Below are 13,560 nucleotides of genomic sequence, written 5' to 3' on the forward strand. Positions count from 1 at the left end.
GGTCAGGTGACCTTGGCGGTGCGTGCCGTCCAGGTGTTGCAGAAGCCGGTGGCCCCGCCGCGGTATCCGCGGTCCTGCCAGAAGGCCAGGTTGCCCGGCTTGCCGTGGACCTCGCTCTCGTCCGCCTGGCGTACGGCCTCGAGCCAGTCCTCCCACTCGATCCCCGGTTTGATCGACTCCATCGTGGCGCTGTAGAAGACCCCGGCGAAGCATTCGGCCTGCATCTCCAGCCGGTGGCTCAGCAGGGCCCGCGCGCTGTCCGAGGCCGGCTCGTACAGCGCGCTCTGCGCGTCCAGCACCCCGGTGAGCAGCTGCACGTGATGCCCCCACTCGTGGGCGACGGAATGCGCGAGATTCATCCTGAACGGATCCCGCAGGTCCCGCTTCATGACGCGGATGACGATCGTGCGCTGCTCCGGGCAGTAGTGCGCGCCGCTGCTGGTGATCTTCCCGCACACCGAGTCGGTGCCCGTCGTGATCGTCACCTCGGGCGGGCTGTACTGCAGTCCTGCGGCCGCGAACCTGGCGGCCCAGAAACGGTCGGCACACCCGGCCATGGCCCGGTGGAACGCCTTGACCGAAGCCGCGGCTCCCAGCCGGATCGCCGGGATCGCGCACGTCAGGGCAGGCCAGTCACCGCCCATCACGTCCGACAGTCCCGCCTGTGCGGTAGGCGGTGCCGCGCGAGCGGGTCCGGATAAGAAAAGACCCGCGACCATGCACATAGCTACCGCTATGAGGAGAATGCGCACGATCGCGGATCATAGGGGATTTAACCTAAGACACTTGGGATTTCGGTGCACTCCACGTGTTGCACCCGCCTGCGGACTCGGTGTCGAAGCCGCGCTTGAGCCACCGTCCGACGTTCGCGGCCTTGCCGTGGGTCTTCTCGCCCCAGTTGTCCACCTTCACGCCGATGGCCGACAGGTCGAGGCCGGTGCCGCCGTTCCTGACGATGTAGTCGAACTCGGTCTGCCGGCGGCCGAGGGAGTGCCACACGCTGCCGATGAACACCCCGGACAGGCACTCCGCCTGCAGTTCGAAGCGGCGCAGCGCGTCCAGCGCGCGGGCCTCGCCCTTGTCGTAGTAGGGCATCGCGGCCTTGAACATGCCCGTGAGCTGCTGGATGTGGTGGCCGTACTCGTGGGCGATGACCAGCATCAGCATCAGGTCGGTCGGCTCTTCGAGGATGTTCGGGGAGGCCAGGAAGGTGATCTTGTTGTTCAGCGAGCAGTAGAGCGCCTGTGCGCCCGCGGGGTACTTGCCGCACCCGGTCGGGGCGCCGGGCTTGGTGATCACCTGGAGCTTGGGCTTGCTGAAGGCGAAGCCGGCCTTCTTGACCTTGGGCTCCCAAGCGGCGTTGAGGCAGTCCAGGACGGTGTCCAGATAGCCCTTGACCTCATCCACGCTCCCGGACTGCACTTGCGGTTCATCGCAGCTCTCGAAGCCCAGCTCACCCGTCTTGTAGATCGGGCTCTTGGCCAGGGCCGGCTTGTACGCCGGAGCGGTGACGGTGACCGCATGAGCCGTGCCGGCGAACAGCACGCTCGCCAGGGCGCCCGCCATGAGCGCCAATCGGGAGATACGCATGAGAAGGCACCCTATTGAAGAGGGGGCTCCAGGTAAAGCAGTATTAAAGTGTGGCGTTAATTGACATTTCGGTAATTCGCCGACCAGGTGTTACACGAGCCAGGGGTGCCGCGGTTGAAGCCGCGCGTCATCCAGGCGGCCTGCGTCGGGCCTTTGCCGTGGTCGTTCTGCGGCCACCCCTTGGCGCCGTTCTTCCTGAACCAGTCCACCGTGTACGACCAGTCGGCGTCGGTGACCAGCGGCGTGCCCTGCATGGTGCTCATGAAGACAGAGGAGAAGCACTCGGCCTGCAGTTCGGACTTGCGCGAGAGCAGCAACCGCTGGGCCTTGCCCGCGCCCACCCGGGCCGCCCAGTAGTAGTGCCAGATGCCGGAGATCTGCTGGATGTGGTGGCCGTACTCGTGGGCGATCAGCCGGGTGATGCCCAGCGGGAACGGGTTGCGCAGCTGGTCGCGGCTGATCATCAGGTACATCGTGCGGTCGGTGGAGCAGTAGACCCCGTCGGCGCCGGCGTTCCACGCGCCGCAGGGAGTCTTGACCTTGGTGGTGATGATGCGCAGCCGCGGCTTGGCGAAGGGCAGCCCGGCCTTGCGGAACTGCGCCCCCCACGCCTTGTTCAGGCAGTTCGTCACCCGGGTCAGGAAGCGCCGGTACGCGGTCATGCTGCCGGCCGGCAGCTCCCCGGGCACGCAGTTCACGTCGACCAGCCGCCCGGTCCGGTAGAGCGGGTTCGCCGTGGCCAGATTCTTGCCGGCGGCCGGCATCCGCTTCTTGGTGTCGGCGGCCTTGGCGGGAGGGGAGACGATCTTCTGGGCCTCGTTGAGGGGCGCCGTCGACGTCGTGGCCACGTCCGCAAGCACGAGCACCAGGCCGGCCGCTGCCAGGGCGAGCGCCAGCAGGGCGGCCACAAGTGCCGCAACCTTACTTTTGGGGACGGAGTTCATAGGTATCGAAAGATTAGGTCAAGATCAGACATATGTGGGTGGATTTGACTCGATGGAGTCAGTGAGGCGTCCGCGAACTAGACTCTGGGGATCGGCGTACAAGAGCAGAGGGGAGTCCGATCCGTGAGCGGGTTGCTGGGCTCGATCAAGGGACCGCACGACGTCAAGGGGCTCGCCGCAGCGGAGCTGCCACGGCTCGCAGGGGAGATCCGAGACCTGCTCGTGGACTCGTGCGCGCGGTTCGGCGGCCACCTGGGCCCCAACCTCGGCGTGGTGGAGCTCACCATCGCCGTCCACCGGGTCTTCGACTCCCCGCGTGATCCCGTCATCTGGGACACCGGCCACCAGGCGTACGTGCACAAGCTCCTCACCGGCAGGGCCGCCGGCTTCGATGCGCTCAAGCAGGAGGGCGGACTGTCGGGCTACCCGAGCCAGGCCGAGTCCGAGCACGACTTCGTGGAAAACTCCCACGCCTCGACCGCGCTGTCCTACGCCGACGGCCTCGCCAAGGCGTTCAAGCTGCGCGGTGAGCACTCCCGCACGGTCGTCGCGGTGATCGGCGACGGCGCGCTGACCGGCGGCATGGCCTGGGAGGCGCTCAACAACATCGCCGCCGGCAAGGACCTGCCGGTCGTGATCGTGGTCAACGACAACGGCCGCTCCTACTCACCCACGATCGGCGGGCTCGCCTCCCACCTGTCCTCGCTGCGGGTCAACCGCCGCTACGAGGACATGCTCGAATACGTGAAGGACAAGCTGGGCAACGTCCCGGTCCTCTACGACGCGCTGCACGGCTTCAAGAAGGGCGTCAAGGACGTGCTGGCGCCGCAGGTCATGTTCGAGGACCTCGGGCTGAAATACGTCGGCCCCATCGACGGCCACGACGAGCAGGCCATGGAGGCGGCCCTGCACAAGGCCCGCGACTTCCGCGGCCCGGTGATCGTGCACGCGCTCACCCAGAAGGGCCGCGGCTACACGCCCGCGGAAAACCACGACGAGGACCAGTTCCACTCGCCGGGCGCCTTCGACCGGGCCACCGGCGCGGAGAAGCCGAAGGGCCGCATCTGGACCAACGTGTTCAGCGAGGAGCTCGTCCGGATCGGCAAGGAGCGCGACGACGTGGTCGCGATCACCGCGGCCATGCTGCACCCGACGGGGCTCAACGCGTTCGCCGAGGCCTTCCCCGAGCGCATCTACGACGTCGGCATCGCCGAGCAGCACGCGCTGACCAGCGCCGCCGGGCTGGCCCTCGGCGGCATGCACCCCGTCGTGGCCGTCTACGCCACCTTCCTCAACCGGGCCTTCGACCAGCTCCTCATGGATGTGGCCCTGCACCGGCTGCCGGTCACCGTCGTGCTCGACCGGGCGGGCGTCACCGGCGACGACGGCGCCAGCCACAACGGCATGTGGGACCTGTCGATCCTCCAGGTCGTCCCGGGGCTCAAGATCGCGGTGCCGCGTGACGGTGAGCGGCTGACCGAGCTGCTGCGCGAGGCCGTGGACGTCGCGGACGGCCCGACCGTGCTGCGCTTCCCCAAGGGCCCGGTCGCCGAGCCGGTCGAGCCGGTCGGCAAGCTGGGCGAGATGGACCTCCTGCGCGCCCCCGAAGGCGAGCCGGACGTGCTCCTGGTCGGCGTGGGCCCGATGGTCCAGGTCTGCATGGAGGCCGCCGTCCTGCTCGACGCCCAGGGCATCGCCGCCACCGTGGTCGACCCGCGCTGGGTCAAGCCGCTGGACGAGGCGCTCGCGCTGGCCGCCGGCGCGCACAAGCTGGTGGCCGTCGTCGAGGACAACGGCCGGGTCGGCGGCGTCGGCGACGCGGTGGCCCGCCTGCTCCGCGACGCCGACGTCGACGTGCCCGTACGCACCTACGGGGTCCCGCAGGAGTTCCTCGACCACGCCAAGCGGGCCGCGATCCTCGCCAGGATCGGGCTGACCGGCCAGGACCTCGCCCGGCAGATCACCGAGGCGGTGGCCAAGCGCGCCGCCAACTCGGAGCCCGCCCGCCGTTGAGCACCCCGCGGCCCGCGGCCGCTTCGCCGCGTGCCCGCCGCGCCTGCGGCGAGCACGCCCCTTCCTGCCCGTCCACGCCGACGTGCCGCCTAATGCCCTCTTGCCTGGCAAGGCCATCGAGCAGAGCATTGAGCATGCCGCCACCCTGCCACCCCGATCCCGGAGGCCATAGAAAGGACCCGCTTCCTCAACGCTCCTGGCCATGAGGAAGCAACGGTGGCAGGCGATTCGGTAAGCATGATCACCCAGGGCATGGGAAGGATCACGGACCGTGGATATCTTTCGCACGAAGAGCGTCGAACAATCCATCCGCGACACCGAAGCCCCCGAGCACCAGCTGCGAAAGCGCCTGACCGCCACGGACCTCACGGTCTTCGGCATCGGCGTGATCGTCGGCACCGGCATCTTCGTGCTCACGGGCCAGGTCGCCAAGGAGGTGGCGGGCCCGGCGGTGGCGATCTCGTTCATCATCGCGGGCATCGTCTGCGGCCTGGCGGCCCTGTGCTACGCCGAGTTCGCCTCCACGATCCCGGTGGCCGGGTCCGCCTACACCTTCTCCTTCGCCACCCTGGGTGAGTTCCCCGCCTGGGTGATCGGCTGGGACCTGATCCTGGAGCTGGCGCTGGCCGCCGCCGTGGTGTCGGTCGGCTGGTCGGGCTATTTCGCCTCGATGCTGGCCTCCATCGGCATCCCCCTGCCCAGCGCGATCGCGGGGGAGGACCCCGTGGTGAACGTCCCCGCCGTGCTCATCGTCGCCATCCTCACCGCGATCCTGATCGCGGGCATCAAGCTGTCCTCGCGCGTCAACCTGATCCTGGTGATCACCAAGATCGCGGTGGTGCTGCTGGTCATCATCGCCGGGCTGTTCTTCATCAAGGCCGCCAACTACACGCCGTTCATCCCCGAGGCGGTGGCCACGCCGCGCGTGGAGGGGCTGCGGGCGCCGCTGTTCCAGGTGCTGTTCGGGATCGCGCCGGTGGCGTTCGGCGTGATCGGCATCGTCTCCGCCGCGGCGATCGTGTTCTTCGCGTTCATCGGCTTCGACATCGTGGCCACCGCCGCCGAGGAGACCATCCGGCCGCAGCGCGACGTGCCGCGCGGCATCCTCGGCTCGCTGGCCATCTGCACGCTCCTGTACGTCGCCGTCTCCATCGTCGTCGTCGGCATGCAGCGCTACAGCGAGCTGAGCACGGCGGCGCCGCTGTCGGAGGCGTTCACCTCGGTCGGCCATCCGTGGCTGGCCACGATCATCAGCGTGGGCGCGATCGCCGGCCTGACCACGGTCGTGCTCGTGCTGCTGCTGGGCCAGACCCGGGTGCTGTTCGCGATGTGCCGCGACGGGCTGCTGCCGCGCCCGCTGGCGAAGGTCCATCCCCGCTTCGGCACACCCGCCAGGCTCACCCTCGTGATCGGGGTGGTGACGATGGCGCTGGCCGGGTTCGTGTCGTTCGGCGAGCTGGCCGAGCTGGTGAACATCGGCACGCTCTTCGCGTTCGTGGTCGTCTCGATCGGCGTGATCATCCTCAGGAGGACCAGGCCGGACCTGCCGCGGGCGTTCCGCGCCCCGCTGGTTCCGGTGCTGCCGATCCTGTCCGTGCTGGCCTGCCTCTACCTGATGCTGAACCTGCCGGTGCAGACGTGGGTGAGGTTCCTGATCTGGATGCTCATCGGCATCGTCCTCTACTTTGTCTACGGCTACCGGCACAGCAGGAAGGTCATGCCGGAGTCGAAGACGTACAGCTGACTGTGCTCCGGACGGCTCCGGTCACGGAGGCCCGCCAGGCGGGCCTCCGTACGGAATCAGCCCACCGACGCCACGCCGGGAGCGAGGAAGCGGGGCTGGGCGATGCCGGTCCGGTCCAGGTACGGCGTGATGCCGCCCAGGTGGAACGGCCAGCCGGCGCCGAGGATCATGCACAGGTCGATGTCCTGCGCCGCCGCGACGACGCCCTCGTCGAGCATGATGCGGATCTCCCCGGCCAGCGCCGTCAGGACGCGCTCGCGTACCTGCTCGGCGGTGGACGGCGAGGAGCCGCCCGCGAAGATCGCCACCGCCTCCGGGTCGAGCGAGAAGTCAGGACGGTAGACCCCCGGCTTGCCCGCGGCGACCAGCTTGGCCATGTTCTCCGAGACGCCGAAGCGGTCGGGGAACGCCTCGTGCAGCGTCTCGGCCACGTGCAGGCCGACGGCCGGACCGACGAGCTGCAGCAGCGCGAACGGCGTCATCGGCAGGCCGAGCCCGTCGAGCGCGTGCTCGGCCGTCTCCAGCGGCGTGCCTTCGTCCACGGCCGCGACGACCTCGCCCATGAAGCAGGTCAGCAGCCGGTTGACCACGAACGCGGGAGCGTCCTTGACCAGCACCGACGACTTCTTCAGCGACTTGCCCACCGCGAACGCCGTCGCCAGCGTGGCGTCGTCCGTGGCGGCGCCCTTGATGATCTCCAGCAGCGGCATGACGGCGACCGGGTTGAAGAAGTGGAACCCGACCAGCCGCTCGGGGTGCCCCAGGCCCGCGCCCATCTCGGTCAGCGACAGCGAGGAGGTGTTCGTGGCGAGCACGCAGGCCGGTGCCACGACCGCTTCGACCTCGCTGAACACCTGCTTCTTGACCGCCATGTCCTCGAACACGGCCTCGATCACGAAGTCGGCGTCGGCGAAGGCGTCCTTGGTCAGCGACCCGGTCACCAGGGCCTTCAGGCGGTTGGCCTGGTCCCCGGAGATGCGGCCCTTGGCGAGCAGCTTGCCGACCTCGGCCCGTACGTACTCCACGCCCTTGTCGAGCCTGGCCTGGTCGAGATCGGTCATGACGACCGGGACCTCCAGGCGGCGGGCGAACAGCAGCGCCATCTGCGAGGCCATCAGCCCCGCGCCCACGATGCCGACCTTGGTGACCTTGCGGGCCAGCGACGCGTCCGGCGCGCCGGCGGGCCGCTTGGCGCGCCGCTGCACCAGGTCGAAGGAGTAGAGCCCGGCCCGCAGCTCGTCGCTCATCAGCAGGTCGGCCAGCGCCTCGTCCTCGGCGGCGAAGCCCTCGTCGCGGGTGGCCGTACGGGCCTGCGCGATCAGGTCGAGCGCCCGGTAGGGAGCGGGCGCGGCGCCGCGCAGCTTCATGTCCACCAGGAAGCGCGCGTCGGCGACGGCCTTGTCCCAGTCCTCGTCGCCGGCCGGCCGCTCCACGACGACCTCGCCGTTGACCACCCGGGCGGCCCACCGCAGCGACTCCTCCAGGAAGTCGGCCGGCTCGAACATCGCGTCCGCGACGCCCAGCTCGAACGCGGCCTTGCCGTTGACCATGCGATTCTGCGACAGCGGATTCTCGATGATCAGCTTGATCGCGTTCGCCGGACCGATCAGGCGCGGCAGCAGCTGCGTGCCGCCCCACCCCGGCACCAGCCCGAGGAAGCACTCCGGCAGCGCCACCGCCGGCACGCCGGAGGAGATCGTCCGGTACGTGCAGTGCAGCGCCACCTCCAGGCCGCCGCCCATGGCCGCGCCGTTGACGAACGCGAACGACGGGATTCCCAGCTCGCCCAGTCTGCGGAAGACGTGGTGGCCGAGCCCGCCGATGGCCAGGGCCTCCTCGCGGGTGGACAGCGCCGCGGCGCCCTTGAGGTCGGCGCCGACGGCGAAGATGAAGGGCTTGCCCGTCACGCCCACCGCGGCCAGATCGCTGCGCGCGGCGATCTCCGACAGCGCCCCGTTCAGCGCGAACAGCCCGTGCGGGCCGAACGTGTTCGGCTTGGTGTGGTCGAACCCGTTGTCCAGCGTGATCAGCGCCATCGTGCCCGCGCCGTAGGGGAGCTGCACGTCGCGCACCAGCGCCTTGGTCACGACTTCGTCGGTGTTGCGCTCGCTGAGCAGCGCGCGGAAGGTGTCGAGGTTGGTCACGCCAGGTTCTCCCAGATCACAGTGCCGCCCATGCCCATGCCGACGCACATGGTGGTGATGCCGTAACGCACGTCGGGACGCTCGCCGAACTGCCGCGCGAGCTGCGTCATCAGCCGCACGCCCGAGGAGGCGAGCGGGTGGCCGTAGGCGATCGCGCCGCCGAAGGGGTTCACGCGCGGGTCGTCGTCGGAGATCCCGAAATGGTCGAGGAACGCCAGCACCTGTACGGCGAACGCCTCGTTGATCTCGAACAGCCCGATATCTGAAATATCGAGATTCGCCAGGCGAAGCGCCCGCTCCGTGGACGGGATCGGCCCCACGCCCATGACCTCCGGGTCCACGCCCGCGAACGCGTACGACACCAGCCGCATCTTCGCGCTCAGCCCCAGCTCCTCGGCCGCGTCCCGGGCGGCCACGATGCAGCCGGTGGCGCCGTCGTTGATGCCCGACGAGTTGCCCGCCGTGACGTTGCCGTGCGGGCGGAAGGGCGTCTTGAGCCCGCTCAGCCCCTCCACGGTGGTGCCTGGCCTGGGCGCCTCGTCCTCGACGGCCAGGCCCCAGCCCTTCTCCGCCGTCCTGATCGCGGTCGGCACCAGGTCGGGCTGGATCTTGCCGTCGGCGTACGCCTTGGCGGCCTTCTCCTGCGACAGCACCGCGTACGCGTCCGCGCGCTGCTTGGAGATCTCCGGGTAGCGGTCGTGCAGGTTCTCCGCGGTCATGCCCATGACCAGCGCGCTCGGGTCGACGAGCTTCTCGGACAGAAACCGCGGGTTCGGGTCGACGCCCTCGCCCATGGGGTGGCGCCCCATGTGCTCGACGCCGCCCGCGATGGCGACGTCGTACGCGCCGAACGCGATGCCGCCGGCGACCGTGGTGACCGCGGTCATCGCGCCCGCGCACATGCGGTCGATGGCGTAGCCGGGCACGCTCTTGGGCAGCCCGGCCAGCACCGCCGCGGCGCGGCCGATGGTCAGGCCCTGGTCGCCGATCTGCGTGGTCGCGGCGATGGCGACCTCGTCCACGCGCTCGGGTGGCAGGGCGGGATTACGCCTGATGAGCTCGCGGATGACGCGGACGACCAGGTCGTCGGCGCGGGTCTCCGCATACAGTCCTTTCGGCCCTGACCGGCCGAAAGGCGTGCGCACGCCGTCGACGAACACGACGTCACGAGAGGAAGGCACGGATTCGCTCCTCGATGCTGAAAGGTGTTCCGAGCCCATGCTACTCGTCGGTAACTACTCCGCAGACGAGGGCCGCGGTGAGCAACGCGTAGATCATTCCTGTCGCGGGCTCCCAGAGATGGGCGCGGGCTCCGAGCAAGGCGGCGACCGCTACGGTCGCGCCCGTCCAGAGCGCCGCGCCCCCTCGCTGGCGCGTACCGGGGCCGGGGTCCCACGGATCGCCAGGAGATCCTCTCCACTGCCTGGCACGTGCCAGCATCCCCAGCGTGTCCCGTGCCCACCACAGCACGAATGACACCCCGGCCCCGAGGCTCGTCAGGACGATCGCCCCGGCGGCCCAGCTCAGGGCGTCGGCGAGGGCATACAGGGCGGCCTCGCGGAAGAAGCGCGGCACCGTGCAGCCCAGCAACAGCATCACCGCCCAGCCGCAGGCCATCCCCAACCGGGTGAGCGGCCGGGCCCTTCCGGAGCGGGTGACGGCGTAGAGCTCGCGTTCGCGCCGGCGTACGCGGCGGGCGCGGGCGCCCCAGGTGTACTGCGTGATCGCCAGCGTGGGCAGGGCGGCGGTGAAGATCGCCAGGGACAGTACGGCGAGCGGCAGCGTCTGCTCCCTGGTCGCCGCCCTGTCGGCGAGCAGCTGGGCGGTGGCCAGCAGCGCGATCGAGGCGCAGAGCGCGGCAAGGGCGCGGCGGCGGGCGGCCCTGGCCTTGGCCCGCAGGACGGCCACTTGCCGGGCGCCGGGAGGGGGCGCCATCTCGGTCAAGAGCATGAACGTCATGATGGCGTCACTCGGCGTAGCGGGTCCTGTGATCCCGCGCTTTGGATGGAGCCCTCGTTCGCTGACTTCGTCCTTATCGGCGGCGGCCTACGATCGGCGCACGGTCGGGCGGTTTTCGTGAAGTGAGGGAGGACTGCCGGGAAAGCCACAGTCCGCTCCGCTATGGACGCGCGAACCTGTGTGTAGGGGCGGGACCTCGGGGGCCTCTGCTGGCGTGCGTGGATGCGCAGGGCGCGCAGGAGCCTGGCCGTACATGTGCGGATTTGTCGTCATGAGTTCTTGTTGATGATTAAGCTTCGCGATCATGGCACAAGGGGTGGACGGCATGAGAGAGCGACCAGGCGGTGCGGTGCGAAATCCACGCGTCGCCCCGATGCCTCGCCGCGCTTCGAGCCGCGATCCGCGGCCGCGGCGAAACCCGCTGACCCCCTTGGGCTGGGTGAGCGTGGCGCTGGCGTTCGTGCTGGTGGCCACGACGCTCGGGGCGTACGCGTACTACCGCAGCTACGAGAGCGGCATCGACCGCGAGGAAATCGTCATCAACGCCACCCGCCCGCCGGAGACCGGCGCGCTCAACGTCCTGCTCGTCGGCTCCGACTCTCGCCTGGGCGACAACAAGAAGTACGGCCCCACGTCGCAAGATCTGGGGGAACGCACCGACACGATCATGTTGCTGCACATCTCCCCGAACCGGGACAAGGCCACCATGATCAGCTTCCCGCGCGACACCGTGGTCATGATCCCCCAGTGCACGCGCCCGAAGGGTGGCGGCGTGATCCCCGGCGGACTCCGCCAGATCAACTCCGCCTTCAACGACGGCGGTATCAACTGCACGATTCAGACCCTCGAATCGCTCACCAACATCAAGATCAACCACTTCGTGAAGGTCGACTTCACCGGCTTCAAAGGCATCATCGACGCCCTCGAGGGCATCGAGATCTGCCTGCCCAAGCCCGTCAACGACCCCAAGGCGAAGCTGGTCCTCGGCGCGGGCAAGCACGTGGTCAACGGCGAGCAGGCGCTGGGGTACGTACGCACCCGCTACGCGCTGGGCGACGGCAGCGACCTGAGCCGGATCCAGCGCCAGCAGTGGTTCCTCACCCAGGTGATGAAGAAGGTCACCGATGGCGGCCTGCTCACCGACCCGATCCAGCTGGACGCGTTCCTCCGCTCCGCCACCGCCGCGGTCACCATGGACAACGGGCTCAAGCTCGAGCGGATGCTGGAGATCGCCAACAGCGTCAAGGGCCTGACGGCCAAGGAGCTCAAGGGCATCACGGTGCCCGTCGAGACCTATCCCAAGAACAAGAACTGGGTCCAGTTCAGAGAGCCGGCCGCGCGCGACTTCTTCGAGAGCGTACGCAACGACGTCGAGGTCACCGCCGCCCCCACCCCCGGCAATTCCGCGGCGCCGAAGGTCGAGAACAAGCAGGTACGCGTCCAGGTCCTCAATGGCACCGGTGAGGACGGCAAGGCTGCCCAGGTCGCCGCACAGCTGGCGGACCAGGGCTTCGCCGTCATCGAGGTCGGCACCGCTCCCACCACCGAGACCTCCGCGATCCGCTACGCCAAGAAGGACACCGAGAACGGCCCGGCCTACGCCGACGCGGTGGCCGCCCGGTTGTCGAAGGAGAAGCGGACGCCGGTGGCGGGCAAGGTCAAGCCGGTGAACGCGCAGCCGTACGAGTCCAAGGTCACCGAGCTTCCTGACGGGCCGATCATCCAGCTCGTCATCGGCGCGGACTGGCCCGGCGTGCGGGTCCTCTCGGCGATCCCCGACTCCCTCAAGGACAAGGTCGTCGACAACACCACCAACCCCTGCCGCTGATGGGGGCGCCTGGGGGACGAGGCAAGGTCTTCGCTGGATAGCGCTTCGCGCAAAGAGCTCAGGCTGTGTCATCGGGGAAGGTTGGGCCAATCGCCGCTGCGAGCCTGTACTTCCGCAGCCACCTCTTGCACCGATCGGCCATCAGTGTCGACGCTCAGATCGCCTGCCCCGGCGCGGTCGAGCGCCTCCGCCTCACGCGCCGCCCGTTCGGCGACGCGGCGCAGGGCATCCGAGCCCAGCCCTTTCAGCTCGTCACCCGGAATCGCCGGCCCGCCTCCCCGGCCACGATGCGCGACGCGCTCGGCCAGCGTTGCCGGCCCGGCGTGCAGACGGCACACGGTCAGCGCCATTCCAGGTAGCAACTCGGCGTAGCCGCGGACGGTGTCGTCGGAGTCGGCCTCCCCGGAGACGACCAGGCACTGGGCCCCGGCCGCGCGATATCCGGCCCAGATGGCCGCGAGATTGCGCGCCTTGAGGCGGTGAGTGTCCGCGTCGTCGTCCGCGGCGGGACGCAGGGCGCCGATCTGCTTCACATCGATGTAGGCGGCTCGCATGCCGGTCCGGTAGACCCGCATGAAGACCTCGTAGCCGACCGTCGATTTCCCGACCGCCGTGGCACCGGAGAGCCACAGCAGCGGAACCGGCGCGGAAGCAGGGGCGGCATCGGCCTCTGGCGCCGGCGGATGGCTCTGCCGGTTGCCGAAACTGCGGGGCGTCGCGGTGGGGAAGGTGCACGGCCATCCACCCGTCAGCTCACGGACCAACCGGGCCGCCTCGGACACCGGTAAGCCATCGGTATCCACGCACACGTCGGGGAAGTTCCCACGGTCCAGCGCCTCAGCCTCAGCGACCGCCTCCTCCACCAGATCCGGGCGCCACCCCCGCGCGAGGAACCGTTCCTTGAGCTCAGCGCTGTCGACACGCAGCCGGCACAACGTGAGCGCGGCGTCGGAGAGGAGGGCCGTGTACTCACGAACCTCCTCGGGGGTGTCGAGAAAGCCGGCGAGGACCAGGCATTGCACCCCTTCCTGCCGAAAGTTCGGCCACATCGCGGCCAGACTCCGCGCTCGGATGCGATGGGTGCTGCCCTCCGGCATGGGGTAGCACAAGCTGATCTGGTCACCGTCGACGAACGCCGTCTTGACACCGCTGCGGCTCAGCTGCGCGAACACCTCCCAGCCGACCGAGGACTTCCCGACCCCCGAAGGCCCGGACAGCCAGAGCAAAGGTAGAGGTACATCACTCATCCGGGCGACACTAGCCTGCGGCTTTCACGGCGAATTTGAGCCAGCCTGATCGTTCACATAAGAAAAGTGCCCTTGAACTGGGAGGATCGGA

10 protein-coding genes are annotated in these 13,560 nt (G+C 69.1%); 3 read left to right on the forward strand and 7 right to left on the reverse strand.

Annotation, left to right across the window (positions count from 1 at the left end):
- Positions 1-2: 2 nt before the first annotated feature.
- From ACTMTI_RS27520 to ACTMTI_RS27530, 3 genes are all read right to left on the reverse strand, one after another.
- The gene (locus tag ACTMTI_RS27520; RefSeq protein ID WP_441123419.1) at positions 3-644 is read right to left on the reverse strand and encodes a neutral zinc metallopeptidase; all 642 of its coding nucleotides are present in this window, start codon (positions 642-644) and stop codon (positions 3-5) included.
- A 133-nt stretch (positions 645-777) separates the two neighbouring features.
- Positions 778-1,590, reverse strand: a complete 813-nt coding sequence (locus ACTMTI_RS27525) for a neutral zinc metallopeptidase (protein WP_441123420.1) — start codon at positions 1,588-1,590, stop codon at positions 778-780.
- Between the two features lie 56 nt (positions 1,591-1,646).
- On the reverse strand, positions 1,647-2,498 hold the full coding sequence (locus tag ACTMTI_RS27530) for a neutral zinc metallopeptidase (protein WP_441123421.1): 852 nt from the start codon (positions 2,496-2,498) through the stop codon (positions 1,647-1,649).
- Between the two features lie 168 nt (positions 2,499-2,666).
- Here ACTMTI_RS27530 and dxs point away from each other — a divergent pair, with 168 nt between their 5' ends.
- Together dxs and ACTMTI_RS27540 are read left to right on the forward strand one after the other, a co-directional pair.
- Entirely contained in the window at positions 2,667-4,547 is a 1,881-nt protein-coding gene (gene dxs / locus ACTMTI_RS27535) for a 1-deoxy-D-xylulose-5-phosphate synthase (RefSeq protein ID WP_441123437.1), read from the forward strand.
- A gap of 271 nt (positions 4,548-4,818) precedes the next feature.
- On the forward strand, positions 4,819-6,291 hold the full coding sequence (locus tag ACTMTI_RS27540) for an amino acid permease (RefSeq protein WP_441123422.1): 1,473 nt from the start codon (positions 4,819-4,821) through the stop codon (positions 6,289-6,291).
- A 56-nt stretch (positions 6,292-6,347) separates the two neighbouring features.
- Here the strand turns inward: ACTMTI_RS27540 and ACTMTI_RS27545 are convergent, their stop codons facing one another.
- From ACTMTI_RS27545 to ACTMTI_RS27555, 3 genes are all read right to left on the reverse strand, one after another.
- A complete protein-coding gene (locus ACTMTI_RS27545; RefSeq protein ID WP_441123423.1) occupies positions 6,348-8,435 on the reverse strand; it encodes a 3-hydroxyacyl-CoA dehydrogenase NAD-binding domain-containing protein in 2,088 nt (695 codons plus the stop codon).
- Entirely contained in the window at positions 8,432-9,595 is a 1,164-nt protein-coding gene (locus ACTMTI_RS27550; RefSeq protein ID WP_441123438.1) for a thiolase family protein, read from the reverse strand. Before ACTMTI_RS27550 ends, ACTMTI_RS27545 begins: the two co-directional genes overlap by 4 nt.
- A 61-nt stretch (positions 9,596-9,656) precedes the next feature.
- The gene (locus ACTMTI_RS27555) at positions 9,657-10,385 is read right to left on the reverse strand and encodes a hypothetical protein (RefSeq protein WP_441123424.1); all 729 of its coding nucleotides are present in this window, start codon (positions 10,383-10,385) and stop codon (positions 9,657-9,659) included.
- Between the two features lie 448 nt (positions 10,386-10,833).
- Between ACTMTI_RS27555 and ACTMTI_RS27560 the strand changes: the two genes are divergently transcribed.
- Positions 10,834-12,222, forward strand: coding sequence for an LCP family protein (locus ACTMTI_RS27560; RefSeq protein WP_441123439.1), 1,389 nt, complete (start codon positions 10,834-10,836; stop codon positions 12,220-12,222).
- A 68-nt stretch (positions 12,223-12,290) separates the two neighbouring features.
- Here the strand turns inward: ACTMTI_RS27560 and ACTMTI_RS27565 are convergent, their stop codons facing one another.
- Positions 12,291-13,469: an adenylyl-sulfate kinase gene (locus ACTMTI_RS27565; RefSeq protein WP_441123425.1), complete on the reverse strand. Its 1,179-nt coding sequence runs from the start codon at positions 13,467-13,469 to the stop codon at positions 12,291-12,293.
- Positions 13,470-13,560 lie beyond the last annotated feature (91 nt).

It is taken from the genome of Nonomuraea sp. H19 (assembly GCF_052068215.1).
Lineage (GTDB): Bacteria > Actinomycetota > Actinomycetes > Streptosporangiales > Streptosporangiaceae > Nonomuraea.

What these genes read in the sequence shown, in the direction of transcription:
- ACTMTI_RS27565 (WP_441123425.1), bottom strand. Translation starts at nt 13,469, where the DNA reads ATGAGTGATGTACCTCTACCTTTGCTCTGGCTGTCCGGGCCTTCGGGG.
- ACTMTI_RS27555 (WP_441123424.1), bottom strand. Translation starts at nt 10,385, where the DNA reads ATGCTCTTGACCGAGATGGCGCCCCCTCCCGGCGCCCGGCAAGTGGCC.
- ACTMTI_RS27525 (WP_441123420.1), bottom strand. Translation starts at nt 1,590, where the DNA reads ATGCGTATCTCCCGATTGGCGCTCATGGCGGGCGCCCTGGCGAGCGTG.
- ACTMTI_RS27520 (WP_441123419.1), bottom strand. Translation starts at nt 644, where the DNA reads ATGGGCGGTGACTGGCCTGCCCTGACGTGCGCGATCCCGGCGATCCGG.